15 protein-coding genes are annotated in these 14,248 nt (G+C 69.1%); 10 read left to right on the top strand and 5 right to left on the bottom strand.

The features are described from left to right. Positions 1 to 5 precede the first annotated feature (5 nt). Positions 6 to 1,292 carry an adenylosuccinate synthase gene (locus tag ASE34_RS01860; protein ID WP_056275880.1) on the bottom strand — a complete coding sequence of 429 codons (1,287 nt, stop codon included), beginning with the start codon at positions 1,290 to 1,292 and terminating at the stop codon, positions 6 to 8. A gap of 210 nt (positions 1,293 to 1,502) precedes the next feature. Between ASE34_RS01860 and ASE34_RS01855 the strand changes: the two genes are divergently transcribed. Continuing rightward, positions 1,503 to 2,438 (top strand): DMT family transporter, encoded by a 936-nt coding sequence (locus tag ASE34_RS01855; RefSeq protein ID WP_056277611.1) that lies wholly within the window; start codon positions 1,503 to 1,505, stop codon positions 2,436 to 2,438. A 64-nt stretch (positions 2,439 to 2,502) separates the two neighbouring features. Beyond that, on the top strand, positions 2,503 to 3,243 hold the full coding sequence (locus ASE34_RS01850; RefSeq protein ID WP_056275876.1) for a Pr6Pr family membrane protein: 741 nt from the start codon (positions 2,503 to 2,505) through the stop codon (positions 3,241 to 3,243). Between the two features lie 44 nt (positions 3,244 to 3,287). Here ASE34_RS01850 and ASE34_RS01845 read toward each other — a convergent pair whose 3' ends face one another. Then, entirely contained in the window at positions 3,288 to 4,004 is a 717-nt protein-coding gene (locus tag ASE34_RS01845; RefSeq protein ID WP_056275873.1) for a hypothetical protein, read from the bottom strand. Between the two features lie 94 nt (positions 4,005 to 4,098). Between ASE34_RS01845 and ASE34_RS01840 the strand changes: the two genes are divergently transcribed. From ASE34_RS01840 to ASE34_RS01805, 8 genes are read left to right on the top strand one after another with little or no spacing between them, the layout of a single operon-like run. After that, a complete protein-coding gene (locus tag ASE34_RS01840; RefSeq protein ID WP_230101103.1) occupies positions 4,099 to 5,250 on the top strand; it encodes an AAA family ATPase in 1,152 nt (383 codons plus the stop codon). 6 nt (positions 5,251 to 5,256) lie between these two features. Further along, on the top strand, positions 5,257 to 6,144 hold the full coding sequence (locus ASE34_RS01835; protein ID WP_053098331.1) for a DUF58 domain-containing protein: 888 nt from the start codon (positions 5,257 to 5,259) through the stop codon (positions 6,142 to 6,144). After that, on the top strand, positions 6,131 to 6,622 hold the full coding sequence (locus ASE34_RS01830) for a hypothetical protein (protein ID WP_053098330.1): 492 nt from the start codon (positions 6,131 to 6,133) through the stop codon (positions 6,620 to 6,622). Before ASE34_RS01835 ends, ASE34_RS01830 begins: the two co-directional genes overlap by 14 nt. After that, positions 6,613 to 7,599, top strand: a complete 987-nt coding sequence (locus ASE34_RS01825; RefSeq protein WP_056275870.1) for a vWA domain-containing protein — start codon at positions 6,613 to 6,615, stop codon at positions 7,597 to 7,599. The genes ASE34_RS01830 and ASE34_RS01825 overlap by 10 nt, the downstream gene beginning before the upstream one ends. Continuing rightward, positions 7,581 to 8,618, top strand: a complete 1,038-nt coding sequence (locus tag ASE34_RS01820) for a vWA domain-containing protein (protein WP_230101104.1) — start codon at positions 7,581 to 7,583, stop codon at positions 8,616 to 8,618. Before ASE34_RS01825 ends, ASE34_RS01820 begins: the two co-directional genes overlap by 19 nt. After that, positions 8,615 to 9,400, top strand: coding sequence for a hypothetical protein (locus tag ASE34_RS01815; RefSeq protein WP_056275865.1), 786 nt, complete (start codon positions 8,615 to 8,617; stop codon positions 9,398 to 9,400). The genes ASE34_RS01820 and ASE34_RS01815 overlap by 4 nt, the downstream gene beginning before the upstream one ends. Further along, a complete protein-coding gene (locus ASE34_RS01810) occupies positions 9,394 to 10,515 on the top strand; it encodes a hypothetical protein (RefSeq protein WP_056275862.1) in 1,122 nt (373 codons plus the stop codon). Before ASE34_RS01815 ends, ASE34_RS01810 begins: the two co-directional genes overlap by 7 nt. Positions 10,516 to 10,567: 52 nt before the next feature. Beyond that, complete coding sequence (locus ASE34_RS01805) at positions 10,568 to 11,206, top strand: hypothetical protein (protein ID WP_056275859.1); 639 nt, start codon at positions 10,568 to 10,570, stop codon at positions 11,204 to 11,206. 28 nt (positions 11,207 to 11,234) lie between these two features. Here the strand turns inward: ASE34_RS01805 and ASE34_RS01800 are convergent, their stop codons facing one another. The 3 genes from ASE34_RS01800 to ASE34_RS01790 all read right to left on the bottom strand — a co-directional run bounded on the left by ASE34_RS01800 (position 11,235) and on the right by ASE34_RS01790 (position 14,219). After that, a complete protein-coding gene (locus ASE34_RS01800) occupies positions 11,235 to 11,942 on the bottom strand; it encodes a ZIP family metal transporter (RefSeq protein ID WP_056275856.1) in 708 nt (235 codons plus the stop codon). An 89-nt stretch (positions 11,943 to 12,031) separates the two neighbouring features. Then, positions 12,032 to 12,823: an NAD(P)H-dependent oxidoreductase gene (locus ASE34_RS01795; RefSeq protein WP_230101106.1), complete on the bottom strand. Its 792-nt coding sequence runs from the start codon at positions 12,821 to 12,823 to the stop codon at positions 12,032 to 12,034. Positions 12,824 to 12,836: 13 nt separating this feature from the next. Next, complete coding sequence (locus tag ASE34_RS01790; RefSeq protein ID WP_056275850.1) at positions 12,837 to 14,219, bottom strand: MFS transporter; 1,383 nt, start codon at positions 14,217 to 14,219, stop codon at positions 12,837 to 12,839. Positions 14,220 to 14,248: the final 29 nt, after the last annotated feature.

The following is a 14,248-nucleotide window of genomic DNA, read 5'->3' as shown; positions in this document are numbered from 1 at the left end:
CAGCCTCAGTCGAGCAGGTCGTGACGCACGATGACCTGGTCGCGCTCGGGGCCGACGCCGATGACGGAGATGCGCGTGTTGCTCATGCCCTCGAGCGCGATGACGTAGTCCTGCGCGTTCTTCGGCAGGTCGTCGAACGTGCGTGCGGTCGAGATGTCCTCGCTCCACCCCGGGAAGTACTCGAGGATCGGCGTCGCGTGGTGGAAGTCGGTCTGGTTGACCGGCACCTCGTCGAAGCGCCGACCGTCGACGTCGTATGCGACGCAGACGGGGATCTGCTCGAGTCCGGTGAGGATGTCGAGCTTGGTGAGGACGAGATCGGTGATGCCGTTCACACGCGTCGCGTAGCGGGTGATCGGGGCGTCGTACCAGCCGACCCGGCGCGGACGGCCCGTGGTGGTGCCGAACTCGAAGCCGCGCGACCGCAGCCACTCGCCCTGCTCGTCGAACAGCTCGGTGGGGAACGGACCGGAGCCGACACGGGTCGTGTAGGCCTTCACGATGCCGACGATGCGGTCGAGCGCTCCGGGGCCGACGCCCGATCCGGTGGACGCGCCGCCCGCCGTGGCCGACGACGACGTGACGAACGGGTAGGTGCCGTGGTCGACGTCGAGCATGGTGGCCTGACCGCCCTCGAACACGACCACCTCGTCGCGGCGCAGGGCCTCGTCGAGCAGGTATCCCGTGTCGGCGACCATCGGCCGCAGGCGCTCGGCATACGAGAGCAGATCTTCGACGACCTCGTCGGCGGTGATCGCGCGACGGTTGAAGATCTTCACCAGCAGGTGGTTCTTCTGGTCGAGGGCGCCTTCGACCTTCTGGCGCAGGATGTTCTCGTCGAAGAGGTCCTGCACGCGGATGCCGACGCGGTTGATCTTGTCGGCGTAGGCCGGGCCGATGCCACGGCCGGTCGTGCCGATCATGCGCTTGCCGAGGAAGCGCTCGGTGACCTTGTCGAGAGTGCGGTGGTACTGGGTGATGATGTGCGCGTTGGCGCTCACCTTCAGACGGGAGACGTCGATGCCGCGGCCGCCGAGCGCCTCGAGCTCGCTGAAGAGCACCTCGAGGTCGATCACGACGCCGTTGCCGATCACCGGCGTGACGCCCGGCGACAGGATGCCGGACGGCAGCAGGTGCAGTGCGTACTTCTCATTGCCGACCACGACGGTGTGGCCCGCGTTGTTGCCGCCGTTGAACTTGACGACCCAGTCGGTGCGCTCGCCGAGCAGGTCGGTGGCCTTGCCCTTGCCCTCATCGCCCCACTGGACGCCGACGATAACGATTCCTGGCATGGGTATCCCCCTTGCTTTCGCCGGGTTTGCACCGGCTGATGAGCTGGCCCTCTTCGGGCGGCTCCATCCTATCGAAGGTCGTTCGCCGACCCTCAGGGCTGTGGGCGGCGGACGCTCTCGAACGGACTGCAGCAACCCGTGGCGGAAAACGAGCGGATGCTGTCGCTCGGGCGCATCGCCGATGTCGGTGGCCGGTGCCAGGATCGAAGGATGCCGAAGACCGGTCGCGTGCGTCGCGACGACAGCCTGAACCCCGCGAAGCCCCGCACACAGGGTCCGCTCGTGCTTGTCGCCGCACTGGTGACGGTGGTGCTGTGGGCCTCGGCGTTCATCGGCATCCGCGGCGCCGGTCCGCACTTCGACCCGGGCGCGCTGGCGCTGCTGCGCATGGCTGTAGGAAGCGCCGTGCTCGCGATCGTCGCGGTGCGCCACGGCATCCGTCTTCCCGACCGGAGGCACTGGTGGCTCGTCGCGGTCTGGGGCGTCGGGTGGTTCTGCGTCTACAACCTGGCCCTCAATGCCGCCGAGCGCACGCTCGATGCCGGCACGGCCGCGATGGTGGTCAACCTCGCGCCGCTCATGGTGGTGGTCTTCAGCGGGCTCTTCCTGCGTGAGGGCTTTCCGAAGCCGCTGATCATCGGCGCGCCGATCGCCTTCCTCGGTGTCGTCCTGATCGGCATGAACTCGTCGACGAGCGAGGGTCCCGACATCACCGGGCTGCTGCTCGCGCTGCTCGCGGCCGTGATGTACGCGGGATGCACTCTGCTGCAGAAGCATCTGCTCAGCGCGGGGTCCGACGCGACCACGCTGACGTTCCTCGGCGCGGTGGCCGGCACGGTCGCGCTGCTCCCGTGGGCAGGCAGCCTGGTCGGAGCACTGCAGACGGCCCCGCTCGGCTCGACGCTGTGGGTGGTGTATCTCGGCATCTTCCCGACGGCGGTCGCGTTCACCACCTGGGCGTACGTCCTGCAGCGCAGCACGGCCGGCCAGACGTCGGCGACGACCTATGTCGTGCCCGCGATCGCGATCCTCATGTCGTGGGCGATCCTCGGTGAGGTGCCGACCCCGCTCATGTTCGTCGGCGGTGCACTGTGCCTGCTCGGGGTGCTCGTGACACGGATGAAGTGGGGGCGTCGCGCCGCGTGACGTGACGGCATCGAGGTCTAGCGTCAACCGGCATACTGACCGATAAAGTGTGCGCGGAGGCGAAATGACGACCTGGTGGCCCTACGCCCGACTGGCAGCAGCAGCGCTCGGACTCGCGGCGATCATCGCCCAGCTCGCACGCAGCGTCGAGAACGCTCTCGCGGCCACCACCGAGTGGGGCCAGCACCTGCCGACGGTCGCGGCGAACTTCCTCAGCTTCTTCACGATCCTGTCGAACCTGCTCGCGGCCATCGTGCTGATCGTCGCCGCGGTCTGGGCGCTGCGCCACCGTCACGACGAGGAGCGGGAGCCCGGCTGGCTCGCTGTCCTCCTCGTCTGCGTCAGCACGTACATGATCGTCACGGGCATCGTCTACAACACCCTGCTCCGCGGCGTCGAATTGCCCCAGGGCGTCACGGTCCCCTGGTCGAACGAGGTGCTGCACGTCGTCTTCCCGTTGTTCCTGCTGGTCGACCTGCTGTTCGCTCCGCGGCGGCGCGCGCTGCGCTGGCGTACCGTGGCGATAGCGACGATCTTCCCCATCGTGTGGGTCGTCTACACGATGATCCGGGCGAATCTCATCGTCGCCCCCGCCACCGGCGAGGCCTGGTGGTATCCGTACCCGTTCCTCAACCCCCACATCGTGCCGGGCGGCTATCTCGGGGTCGCCGGCTACATCGTCGGCATCGCCATCGCCATCATCGGCGTGGCCTGCGTGGTCATCTGGGTGGGCCGCAAGCGCGGCGCCCCTCAGGACGTCGCCGACACGACGCACGTCGAGGAGTCCCCGCGCGCCCGAGGATGATGCGGCGAGAAGCCTACCCCGAGGCGGAGCGGCTCACGCTGCGGCTATCGGGTTCCGCCCTCGGGCCTGAACGTCGCGAGCACCGGATCGCTCACGTGCTGAGGAGTCGTGGCCAGGGCCTCGCGCGGATCGAGGAGGCGAGTCGGAACACGGTCACCGCGAAGCTCCTCCCGCGTCGATGGTTCGAGTACATAGAGACGAAGGGCGAGCCAGAGCAGTGTCCCATCCAGCCCCAGCGCTGCCGGGTCGATGTCGATCGCACCGCGCCTGCGTGAGAAAGGATGACGCCACCGTTCCCGATAGCTCTGGGCGTCAGGACGAACACCCACCTTCAGAACCATCGAGTTGTTCATGCCGACGCCGAGGTCGATGCTCTGGATGTCGTCCCAGTGCACTTCGGCATCCAGGTGGAAGGTCGCGGATCCGAGTCCGCGGGGATGCAGGAACAGTCGCCGAGGCTGCCGCAGTGAGATCAGGTGACTGACGACAGGACCGAGCAGCAGCACCGCGAACAGTGCCCAGACGATGCGCCACACACCGCTGACGGTCGCCGCCACGACCGCGAAGGTCGACGCCGCGGCGAGCGCCGCGACCAGCGTCATCGCGGGCACGAGCTTCGATCCGGGGAGGAGGATCCCCCCGATCGAGTTCTCAGCTAAGCACGCGTCCGTCGCTCCGCCGATATACGCGTCGAGCCGGATCAGATCCCATGATGTCGAGTCAAGGATGCCGTCCCCCTGCGTGCCCCGCCGCCGCGCCATCCGCGCCGGGGCCGGAGCCGCGCCGGCCGATGCGGTTACGCTGGTCGACGGGGGGTCGTCGACGCGTCCCCCGTGGGAACGAGGAGACACACCGATGAACGAGCCCTACGCGCCCGGCCCCTCCGCAGGTTCGACGCCGCCGCCTCCGCCTGCGCCCTCCGCCCAGGCCGCCGCGCCGGCTCCTCCCGCTCCCGCGACCCGCGCCGAATCGTCGGCCCCCGCGGCCCCCGCGGCCTCCCCGTCGGCGAGCAGGAAGTCCGAAGCGCCGACGGACGCCGAGCTCCAGCGCGCGAGCGCCGTGCTGAAGACCGTGTCCGACGCATACTCGGCCAAGATGGTCGGCCAGGAGCGTCTGCGCATGAGCCTGCTGATCTCGCTGATCGCGGGCGGGCACATCCTGCTCGAGAGCGTTCCGGGTCTGGCGAAGACCACCGCGGCCAGCACCCTCGCCGACACCGTGAGGGCGCAGTTCAAGCGCATCCAGTGCACCCCCGACCTGCTGCCCAGCGACATCACGGGCAACCAGATCTACGACGCGGCGACCGGGTCGTTCCGCACCGTGCTCGGACCGGTGCACGCGAACTTCGTGCTGCTCGACGAGATCAACCGCTCGAGCGCCAAGACCCAGAGCGCCATGCTCGAGGCCATGCAAGAGCACCAGACCACGATCGGCGGCGAGGTCCACCACCTGCCCAAGCCGTTCCTGGTGATCGCGACGCAGAACCCGATCGAGCAGGAGGGCACCTACGAGCTGCCCGAGGCGCAGATGGACCGCTTCCTGCTCAAGGAGATCGTCGAGTACCCGAGTCCCGCCGAGGAGTTCGAGATCCTCGGCCGCATCGACTCGGGAGTGCTCGATCCCGACCGTCACGTCTCGAGCGCCATCAGCCTCGACGACGTGCACATGCTGCAGGACGTCGCGAGCCGCATCTACGTCGACCCCGCGATCCGCAACTACATCGTCTCGATCGCCTACGTCACGCGGAACCCCGCCCCGTACATCGGCGAGGAGCGCGCGCGCTTCATCAAGTACGGCGCGAGCCCGCGTGCGAGCATCGCGTTCCTCCAGGCGTCGCGGGCGCTGGCGCTGCTCAACGGCCGCAGCCACGTGATCCCCGAGGACATCCGCTCGCTGCGCCACCTCGTGCTGCGTCACCGCGTGCTGCTGACGTTCGAGGCCGACGCCGAGGGCATCCGCAGCGAGGAGATCATCGACCAGATCTTCGCGTCCGTCCCCACGCCCTGACCCGCCATGGCCAGCCTGATCGCCCAGGTGAAGAGCAAGCTCTTCATCCACTCGTCGCGCAAGTCGCTGCACGCGCTCGACGGCGCCTACGCGTCGCTGCTGCACGGCCGCAGCCTCGACTTCGAGGACCTGCGCAAGTACGAGTACGGCGATCAGGTGCGCGACATCGACTGGCGCGCGACGGCTCGACTGGGCACTCCTCTGGTCAAGCGGCACCGTGCGATGCGGATGCACACGGTCCTCTTCGTGGTCGACACCGGCCGCTCGATGGGCGCGCTCGCGCACGACGAGAAGTCGAAGAAGGACCTCGCGATCCTCGCCACCGGCGTGCTCGGCGTGCTGGCGCTGCGGCACGGCGACGACTTCTCACTGGTCTACGGCGACTCCGACCGCATCCGCCGCCGCGCGCCGGGCCGCAGCGAGGGCGCACTGGAACACGCGCTGCGCACGATCGACCGGTCGATCGACACGAGCAGGGCAGCGAGCGACCGCGACGCGCTGCTGTCGTACGTCACGCGCACGATCTCTCGCCGCATGATCGTCGTCGTCATCACCGACGAGGCTCCGGTCACGACGGAGACCGAACGGATGCTGCGCCGACTGCGCGTGCAGCACGACGTCCTGTGGCTGACCGTGAGCGACGCCGATCCGGTGCTCGACCACGCGACGGCCACCATCCGCAGCGATGTCGACAGCATGTGGGAGGTGCCGGACTTCGTGCAGGGCGACCCCGACATCATCCGCGAGCTCGCCGCGCAGACCGAGGCCGACGCGGCGCGTCTTGCTGAGCTGCTCAAGCGCATGGAGATCAGCCACAGCGTGCTGGCGGGTCAGGACGACGCCGTCTCGCAGCTGCTCCAGCTGCTGAATCGGAGGTCGAATGCCCGACTCTGATGAGCTGTACCCGCCTTTCCAATACGGCTGGGGCTGGATCCTGGTCGCATTCGGCATCCTCCTGCTGCTGATCGCGGCAGCATGGGTGGTCGTGGCGCTCACCAGGCCGCGACGTGACCTCACGCTGTCGCGCGACGCCCAGGGACCGACCCTGCTCACCACCGACGTGCTGTCGCAGCTGCGGGTCGAGTACTTCGACCGGATCCAGCGCATCGAAGACGACTACCGCGCCCGCACCCTGTCCGCCCGCAACGCGAACCTCGAGCTCAGCCGCGTCGTGCGCACCTTCGTGAACGAGTACAGCGGACTCGAGGCACCGGTGCTCGCGCTCGACGACCTCGTCTCTCGAGGGGTCCATCCCGCGCTCGTCGACGCCATGGGTCGCCACTACTACCCCAGCATCTTCCGGCCCGGTCCCGCGATCGACCCGATCGCCGGCGCCGAGGCGGCCCGAACGGTGGTGCGCACATGGCACTAGCGAACGGGTGGCTCATCCTCGTCGCCGTGGCCGTCGTGGTCATCGCGATAGCGCTCGGAATCGTCATCGGGCTGCGCAGCGGTGTGAAGACCGAGGCCCACGAGCGCGCCCGCGTCGCCCGAGCCGAGCGCCTGCGCGCGCTGCCGACTTTCCGCCAGGCGTTGAACCGCCGCGTGCTCGCACTGTCGAGCATCCTGCTCATCGGCGTGATCGCGACCCTCGCGGCCGGGGTCGTCTCGGCCCGGCCGATGGCGTCGCAGACCATCCAGCCCGTCAATACGAGCCGCGACATCATGCTCTGCCTCGACGTCTCGGGGTCGATGAGCGAGGTCGACGTCGAGGTGCTCACGGTCTTCGAGGAGCTGCTCGAGGACTTCGAGGGCGAACGCATCGGCCTCACGATCTTCAACAGCTCGCCCGTGCAGATCTTCCCCCTGACCGATGACTACGAGTTCATCCGCAGCCACCTACAGAGCATCCGCGAGAGCTTCGAGTTCACCGAATCGGTCCCCGAGCACTGGGTGGGCACGCTCAACGGCAACGGTGCCTCGCTGATCGGCGACGGCCTCGCGGCATGCGCGATGGCGTTCGACCACCCCGACGACGAGCGGTCGCGCTCGATCATCTTCGCGACCGACAACGAGGTCAACGGCGCCTCGATCGTGACGCTCGACGAGGCCGCCGCGTATGCCGCATCGAACGGCGTGCGCGTCTTCGCACTCAACCCGGTGCAGGGCAAGGACGCCGACGTCAGCGCCGAGCTCACGAAGGCCGCCGAGGCCACGGGCGGACAGGCGTACGGCCTGCGGGACACCACCACCGTGAGCGACATCGTCACGCAGGTGCAGGAGCAGGAGGCGTCCGCGCTGAAGGGTCAGGCGCAGGTCGTCTGGACAGACGCGCCGAACCTCTGGATCGTCGTGCTGATGATCTCGATGCTCTCGTTCATCGTCGTGCTGTGGAGGGTGAGACTGTGATCTTCCAGCCCGTGCTGAACGTCTTCCTCCTCGCTCTGCTCTGCGCGCCGGTGGCCGCCCTCGCCGTGATGGCGCTGATCAGGGCGACCGGCCGCGGACGGGCGCTCTGGGCCATGCGGCTCGTCATGCTGCTCGCCTGCTTCGTCATGCTCCTGCGCCCGGGGATCCCCGGCGGTGCCACCGAGACCCTCGCGACCGACACCGACATCGTGCTCGTCGTCGACACCACCGCGAGCATCGTCGCCGAGGACTGGGACGGCGACAAGCCTCGCCTCGACGGCGTCCGCGCCGACGTGCAGGCGATCGTCGACGAGTACCCCGGTGCGCGGTTCGCGCTGATCACGTTCGACGCCACGGCCGATCTCCGCATGCCGCTCACCACCGACACCACCGCGCTCGTCTCGTCGCTCGAGGTGCTGCGCCCCGAGGTGACGAGCCAGTCGCGCGGCAGCTCCATCGGCATCGCGAACCAGCTGCTCTCGGACACCCTGTCGAACGCGGCCGAGTCGTCGCCCGATCGCTCGCGCATGGTGTTCTACTTCGGAGACGGCGAGCAGACGGTCTCGTCGGCCCCCGAGCCGTTCGACGGGAGCGCCGAGCTCACCGACGCCGGCGCCGTGCTCGGGTACGGCACCGCGGAGGGCGGACCGATGAAGCTCACCACGGGCGGCGTGGACGGTTCGTCGAGCGAATACATCGAGTACGAGGGTGCGAACGCGCTGTCGGTGATCGACGAGGGGAACCTCGAGGCGATCGCCTCGGATCTCGGAGTCGAGTACCAGCACCGCACCGCGGATGCCGCACTCACCCTGCCCGAGGCGCCCTCGACCACCACCACCTACGCGGAGTCCGGCACCGTGGGCAACGTGACCGAGCTCTACTGGGTCGCCGCCCTCGTGATCGTGGCGCTGCTCGGCGTGGAGCTCACGAGGGCGAGCATGCTCGTGGCCCGACTGCGTCTGCTGCGAGCGCCGTCGACATCGCCGCGACGCCGGACGACCGACGGAGGTGCCGCATGACGGATCTGTCTGCACGCGCCGGCGGGACGCCGTCCGACAGCCCTGAGGACCTGAGGGCGTCGGCCGCCGCCGCGCTGCTGGCATCGAATCGTCGCCGTCGCCGCATCCGCCGGTGGATCGCGATCGGCACGCTTCCGCTGACGCTGGCCGCACTGCTGTTCGTCGGCAAGATCCTCAGCATGTACGCATTCGCGCACCAGTCGATCACCGCGTACGTGGCCGATGACTATGCCGGATCAGAGGCGTCGGCCCGCGGGCAGGAGTTCCTCAACTGGTTCGAGCCCTTCAAGGCGCCGTTCAACGTCGGCACCGCGCTGGCGGGCGCCGAGAAGCTGCCGGATGCTCGGGCGAAGCTCGAGGAATCACTCGACCTCGCGACCGGCCTCGAGGTGTGCACGGTGCGCATCAACCTCGCTCTCGTCCTCGAGCGCATGGGCGACGCCGCCCGCGCCGAGGGCGACGGCGCGGGGGCCGCGGAGTTCTACGGCGAGGCGCTCACCATCACGACCGAGATGCCCGAGGAGTGCAACAGCGACGAGGCGCAGGAGCAGTCGTCCGACCCCGACCGAGACATGCAGCAGAGCAGGGAAGACCTCGAGGCCCGCCTCAAGCAGAAGCAGCAAAACGAGCAGCCGCCGCCGGAGGAGGAGCAGGAGCAGGAGCCGCAGCCCTCCGACGAGAAGCTCGAAGAGCTCGAGGACAAGCTCGAGCAGGGCACGCAGGAGCGCGATCAGCAGCAGGGCGACGATGGCGGAGGCTCGGGAACGGACAAGCCATGGTGATGGATCACGAGAAGCAGCGGGCCCGCTACGTCGCCGGCACGGAGGGTGCGCCGCCCGTGCCGCCGCCCGGTGGCTATCGCAACGCCCGCCGCCAGGCCGGGCCGGTCGTGCAGCATCCCGGCGCTCCGGCGATGTCGGGCACGGCGACCGCAGCCGACGTCGCCTCCGCGGAGAAGAAGCCGGCGAACGCACTCGGCTGGATCGCACTGATCGCCGGCATCCTGTTCGCCCTGATCCTCCTCATCATGCTCGCGATCGGAGCGACCGACGCGGTCTACGGCGTGACGATGCTGACGCTGCAGCTCGTCGTCGTCGCCGTCGTGATCGGCGCGCTGTTCACCGCCCGAGGACGCACGCTGGCCGCCGTAGCCCTCGCTGTCACGCTGATCTTCAACGTCGCCACCGTGGGCGGCATCGGTGCACTGCAGACGTCGGCCTCGGGCAGCTACGACGGCATGAAGACCGACGAGCAGAAGCACGAAGAGGCCTACCCGGGCATCAAGGGCACCGACCCGCAGGACGCTCTCACCCAGCAGTCGCTCGAAGAGGTGAAGGCCGAGGCGGACAGCCTGTTCGCCGACATCCGCGAGCGCATCACCGCCGAGTACGGATACGACTGGGTGCAGGTCGGCGACGAGGATCTGCGTCCGGAGCGCAACGGCTACGGCGGCGAATCGATGCTCATCGAGTACACCTCCGCCGGCTGGGCCACCACCGAGCCGATCCAGGACTACAGCCTCAAGCTCGAGGTCATGTCGACGATCGACTCGGTCGTCGCCGAGCACGGTCTGCCCTCGCTGTACTCGTTCAACGGGGAGTACTCGGGGATCGACCCGTCGATGATCGCGAAGCTCTACGGCAGCGAAGACCCGCGCGAGCAGCACACGTGGGAGTACTACACCGAGAACTACCCCGATCCGATGAGGTTCTACGCGAACATCTTCGATCTCTCGAACGACCCGTCGGGCGACTTCCTGACGACGCGCGAGGCGCAGAACGCCCGCACCGGCGAACCCCTCGAGGGGCTGCAGATGGTGGTCATCGCGAGCGCCGTGCTCAGCGATGCGGACCGAGCCGAGTTCGAGCAGAAGCTGCAGGAGTACCCCGGGTTCTGAGCCCTGGCGAGTCTGCCATCCCCGACCGGCCGCGGATCGGTAGAGTGCGGTGATGAAGTCGGAGGATCGCGCCACGTGGACCATCACGACGCATGACTGGGCGCGAGATGTCGACGTCGATCACCTGCACGGCATCCGCGACGAACGAGCCATGTACGAACCCGGCGGACGCCGCCATCAGATCCTCGAAGTCCTCGCGTACGCGGACGACGAGGCCGCTGGGCTCGGGCGAATCGGCCATGTCGTCGTGAGCATCTCTCGCGACGGCTCGGTGTCGGTCGCCGACGATGGCCGCGGCACCGACACGCGGACCGACGGCGGGGGTGACATCGTGCGGAAGCCCGTCATGGCCACCCGGGATGTCCGCTTCTTCGAATCTGCCTCGGCACCGCTTCTGCCGGATGGTCTGCCGCGCCGCGGAATGTCGACAGTCTCGGCACTCAGCTCTGTCCTCGCCCACGAGAACCGGCGGGCTGACGGGCGGTGGGTGCAGGAATACCACCACGGAGTCCCGTCGACGGACCTGCGCATCCTGGCCGATCCGGCAGAAGTCTCACCCGGCGCCGGCGCGGGGACCGGGACCGGGACGACGGTGACGTTTCGCTCCGAGCTCGGCGACCCGACGGACCTCAGCGACACGGATCTCGCCGCGTTCCGTTGGGTGAGCATCCGGGTCGTCCGCGAGGGCTGACCTATCGGGCGGGCTCATCGCGGTGATGCTAGCTCGCGAGCGAGAGCCCCGCGGCGAGCGCGAAGCCCAGCACGGTCGCGAGCCCGGTCACCTGCTTGGCCTTCTGCTGCGCGTCGGGCACCATCGAGTCGACGAGCATCACGAGCAGCGCGCCTGCCGCGAAGCCGCTCGCGCCGGCCCGGAAGTCGTCGCCGGTGCTGCTCGCCACCGCGAATCCGGCGACGGTCGCCAGCGCGCAGATGACCGAGATGCCGGCCCACAGCAGCAGCACGCGCGACTTCGCCATGCCGCCCTTCAGCAGGTCGGCGGCCGAGCCGATCGACTCGGGCAGGTTCGAGACCACGATCGCCACGACGAGCGCGATGCTCACCGGTTCTCCGGAGGCCAGTCCGATTCCCAGCACGAGCTGCTCGGGGATGCCGTCGAGCAGTGCTCCGAGCGCGAGCGGGACGCCCGCTCCCCGTTCCTGGGACTTCGCGGCTCGCGCATCGAGGATCCGGTCGGCGATGAAGTACGCGAGCGCGCCAGCGACCACGCCGACGATGAGAGGGATGGGGCCTGCGAGGTCCAGCCCCTCCTCCCACAGCTCGAAGGCGATGGAGGCCATCAGGGCACCGGCTCCGAAGCCGAGCACGATGCCCAGCCAGCGCGGCGGCCAGGTGCGCAGGAGAGCGAGAACAGCGCCGATGATGAGGGGCGACGCCGCGACGACGCCCCACAGGATCGCTCCACCCATGCCGTCCTCCTTCACGGACACTCTGCCACCGTCGGGGCCGATCGTGCAGAAGCGGAGAGCTACGCCCGCGCGCGTCGGGCCGCGTCGCCTCAGTCGACCGCGACGCGATGGATGCCGAGGTCGGTGCGCCCGGGAAGCAGGTCCGATCGCAGCGCCCGGGTGCCGTGGTAGTCGCCATCGCGCAGCCGACGGTACGGGCGGCTCGGAGATTCGAACGCCACTCCGGAGAGCCTCTCGATCAGCCGTGCGCTCTCGAGATCGACGCGCTCCGCGTCCAACCCGTCAGCGTCGTGGACGACGTGCAGGTCGAGCGGCTCGATGCCCGTGTACCAGAGGGTGCCGTGGGTCAGCGGGAACAGCAGCGAGTCCAGATCCCCGCTGATGCCCCGTTCTCCGATCGAGCGCTCGTCCTCCCCTGCCGTCACGATCACGAGAGCTCGGCGCCCGGCGAGCGGGCCCTCTCCGTATCGCAGCGGCAGACCGGTCTCGGCATCCGCGGGGCCGTAGGCGAAGCCGTTGGTGAGCACCCGGTCGAGCCAGCCTTTGAGGATCGCCGGCGGTCCGTACCACCACAGCGGGAACTGGAGCACGACGAGGTCGGCGGCCGCGAGCTTGCGCTGCTCCTCGGTGACGTCCGGCGGCAGCTGGCCCGTGGCGTACGCCTCGCCCATCAGGTCGACGACGCTGCCCTCACGCCCTCGGGGCTCGCCCAGATCCGGCGCTGCGAGAACCGGATCGAAGCCCTGAGAGTACAGGTCGGTGATCTCGACATCGTGGTCGCGCGCGAGGGCGTCGACCCCATCTCGGAACAGTCGCGCGTTGAACGAGCTCGATCGGGGGTGGGCATAGATCCAGTGGACGGTCGGGCGCGATGCTGACACGGGTGTCCTTCCTTCAGCGGGCATCGATGGCCGGGTTCTCGGCAGCGCTCACCGGCGAGCGTCTCCACAGCGGCAGGAGCGCGGCGGCGACGACCCCGACGGTCGCGACCAGCAGGGCGACGAGGAAGCCGCGAGAGCCGACGATCGACGCGATCGTGCCGAGCACCGCGATGCCGAGACCGCCGCCGAGGGCGAACCCGACCTCCTGGATCGCCCCCACCTGACCGGCGTCGTCCTCCGTCGTGACGTCGAAGAGCGTGGTGGCGGCGAGCGTCGCCGCGACTCCGAACCCCGCGCCGACGAGCACCAGAGGGATCACGACCAGCTCGACGCCCGTCGACAGCCACGCGAGTCCCGCCCCCTGCACCACCAGGGCGAGCACGGTGAGCGTCGGCGAGGTCAACCACCGCAGGAACAGGGGTGCGAGCACCCCGCCGAGGGCGATCGCCACCGCCTGCGGGAGGATCGCGATACCGGCTTCGGCCGCGCTGAAGCCCCGCGCATCCTGCAGGTGGAGGCTCACCAGGAGCACGGATGCCGTCGACACCCCGCTGCTCGCCACGATGCGCACGATCGCAGGGCTGAAGCCGGGCACGCCGAACAGCCGCATGTCGATGAGAGGCTGGGCGAGGGCACGCTGGCGGCGGATGAAGAAGACGAGCGTCACGACGGCGATGACACCCGCGATGCCGGCGGCGAGGGGAGCGGCGAGCACCTCGTGCAGGGCGAAGACGAGAGACCCGAGCGCGACGATCGACGACACGATGCTGAGGATGTCCCACGACGGGCGACGGGAGCTGCGCGAATCCGGCACGAGCCAGATCGCGAGCACCCCGGCGACGACGGCGAGCGGCACGCTTCCGAGCAGCAGCCAGCGCCACCCCGGCCCCTCGGTCACCAGCCCGCCGAGCACGGGTCCGAGCGCGCTGCCGGCACCGAACGTCGCGGTCCACAGCCCGTAGGCGAGCACGCGCTGCCGTGCGTGATAGTGCGCCCCGATCGTCGCGACGACGCCCGCCACGACGAACGCCTCGGCGACGCCGAGGAGCGCCCGGACGACGATGAGCAGCATCCCGTCCTGAGCGAATCCGCCGACGAGGTTGAGCACCGCGAAGCCGGCGAGACCCGCGAGCACGATCCGCTTGCGACCGAACGCGTCTCCGATCCTGGCCGCGATGATCAGGGTCGCCGCCAGCGACAGCGCGTACACGTCGACGAGCCACAGCGCTCCACTGTCGGACAGGACGAGATCGCCGCGGATCGCGGGCAGCGCGGTCGACATGCTGCTGATCGCGAGAGCCCCGATCAGGATGCCGAGAAGCAGCGGGATCATGGCGAGCCACGGATGCAGGGTCGTGCGCGGTCGAGCGGATGCCGTGGGAATCGGGAAGGTCACCGCATCAGTCTCCCGGTCTGAGTACACTT

It is taken from the genome of Microbacterium sp. Root280D1, assembly GCF_001428975.1.
In the GTDB taxonomy this organism is placed as follows: domain Bacteria; phylum Actinomycetota; class Actinomycetes; order Actinomycetales; family Microbacteriaceae; genus Microbacterium.
Note: the sequence above shows the minus strand (reverse complement) of the source record. Positions and strands in the feature narration are given on the sequence as shown.

Bases quoted from the DNA above. Each gene is read 5' to 3' on its own strand.
- ASE34_RS01860 (WP_056275880.1), bottom strand. From the start codon at position 1,292: ATGCCAGGAATCGTTATCGTCGGCGTCCAGTGGGGCGATGAGGGCAAG.
- ASE34_RS01855 (WP_056277611.1), top strand. From the start codon at position 1,503: ATGCCGAAGACCGGTCGCGTGCGTCGCGACGACAGCCTGAACCCCGCG.
- ASE34_RS01850 (WP_056275876.1), top strand. From the start codon at position 2,503: ATGACGACCTGGTGGCCCTACGCCCGACTGGCAGCAGCAGCGCTCGGA.
- ASE34_RS01845 (WP_056275873.1), bottom strand. From the start codon at position 4,004: ATGGCGCGGCGGCGGGGCACGCAGGGGGACGGCATCCTTGACTCGACA.
- ASE34_RS01840 (WP_230101103.1), top strand. From the start codon at position 4,099: ATGAACGAGCCCTACGCGCCCGGCCCCTCCGCAGGTTCGACGCCGCCG.
- ASE34_RS01835 (WP_053098331.1), top strand. From the start codon at position 5,257: ATGGCCAGCCTGATCGCCCAGGTGAAGAGCAAGCTCTTCATCCACTCG.
- ASE34_RS01830 (WP_053098330.1), top strand. From the start codon at position 6,131: ATGCCCGACTCTGATGAGCTGTACCCGCCTTTCCAATACGGCTGGGGC.
- ASE34_RS01825 (WP_056275870.1), top strand. From the start codon at position 6,613: ATGGCACTAGCGAACGGGTGGCTCATCCTCGTCGCCGTGGCCGTCGTG.
- ASE34_RS01815 (WP_056275865.1), top strand. From the start codon at position 8,615: ATGACGGATCTGTCTGCACGCGCCGGCGGGACGCCGTCCGACAGCCCT.
- ASE34_RS01810 (WP_056275862.1), top strand. From the start codon at position 9,394: ATGGTGATGGATCACGAGAAGCAGCGGGCCCGCTACGTCGCCGGCACG.
- ASE34_RS01805 (WP_056275859.1), top strand. From the start codon at position 10,568: ATGAAGTCGGAGGATCGCGCCACGTGGACCATCACGACGCATGACTGG.
- ASE34_RS01800 (WP_056275856.1), bottom strand. From the start codon at position 11,942: ATGGGTGGAGCGATCCTGTGGGGCGTCGTCGCGGCGTCGCCCCTCATC.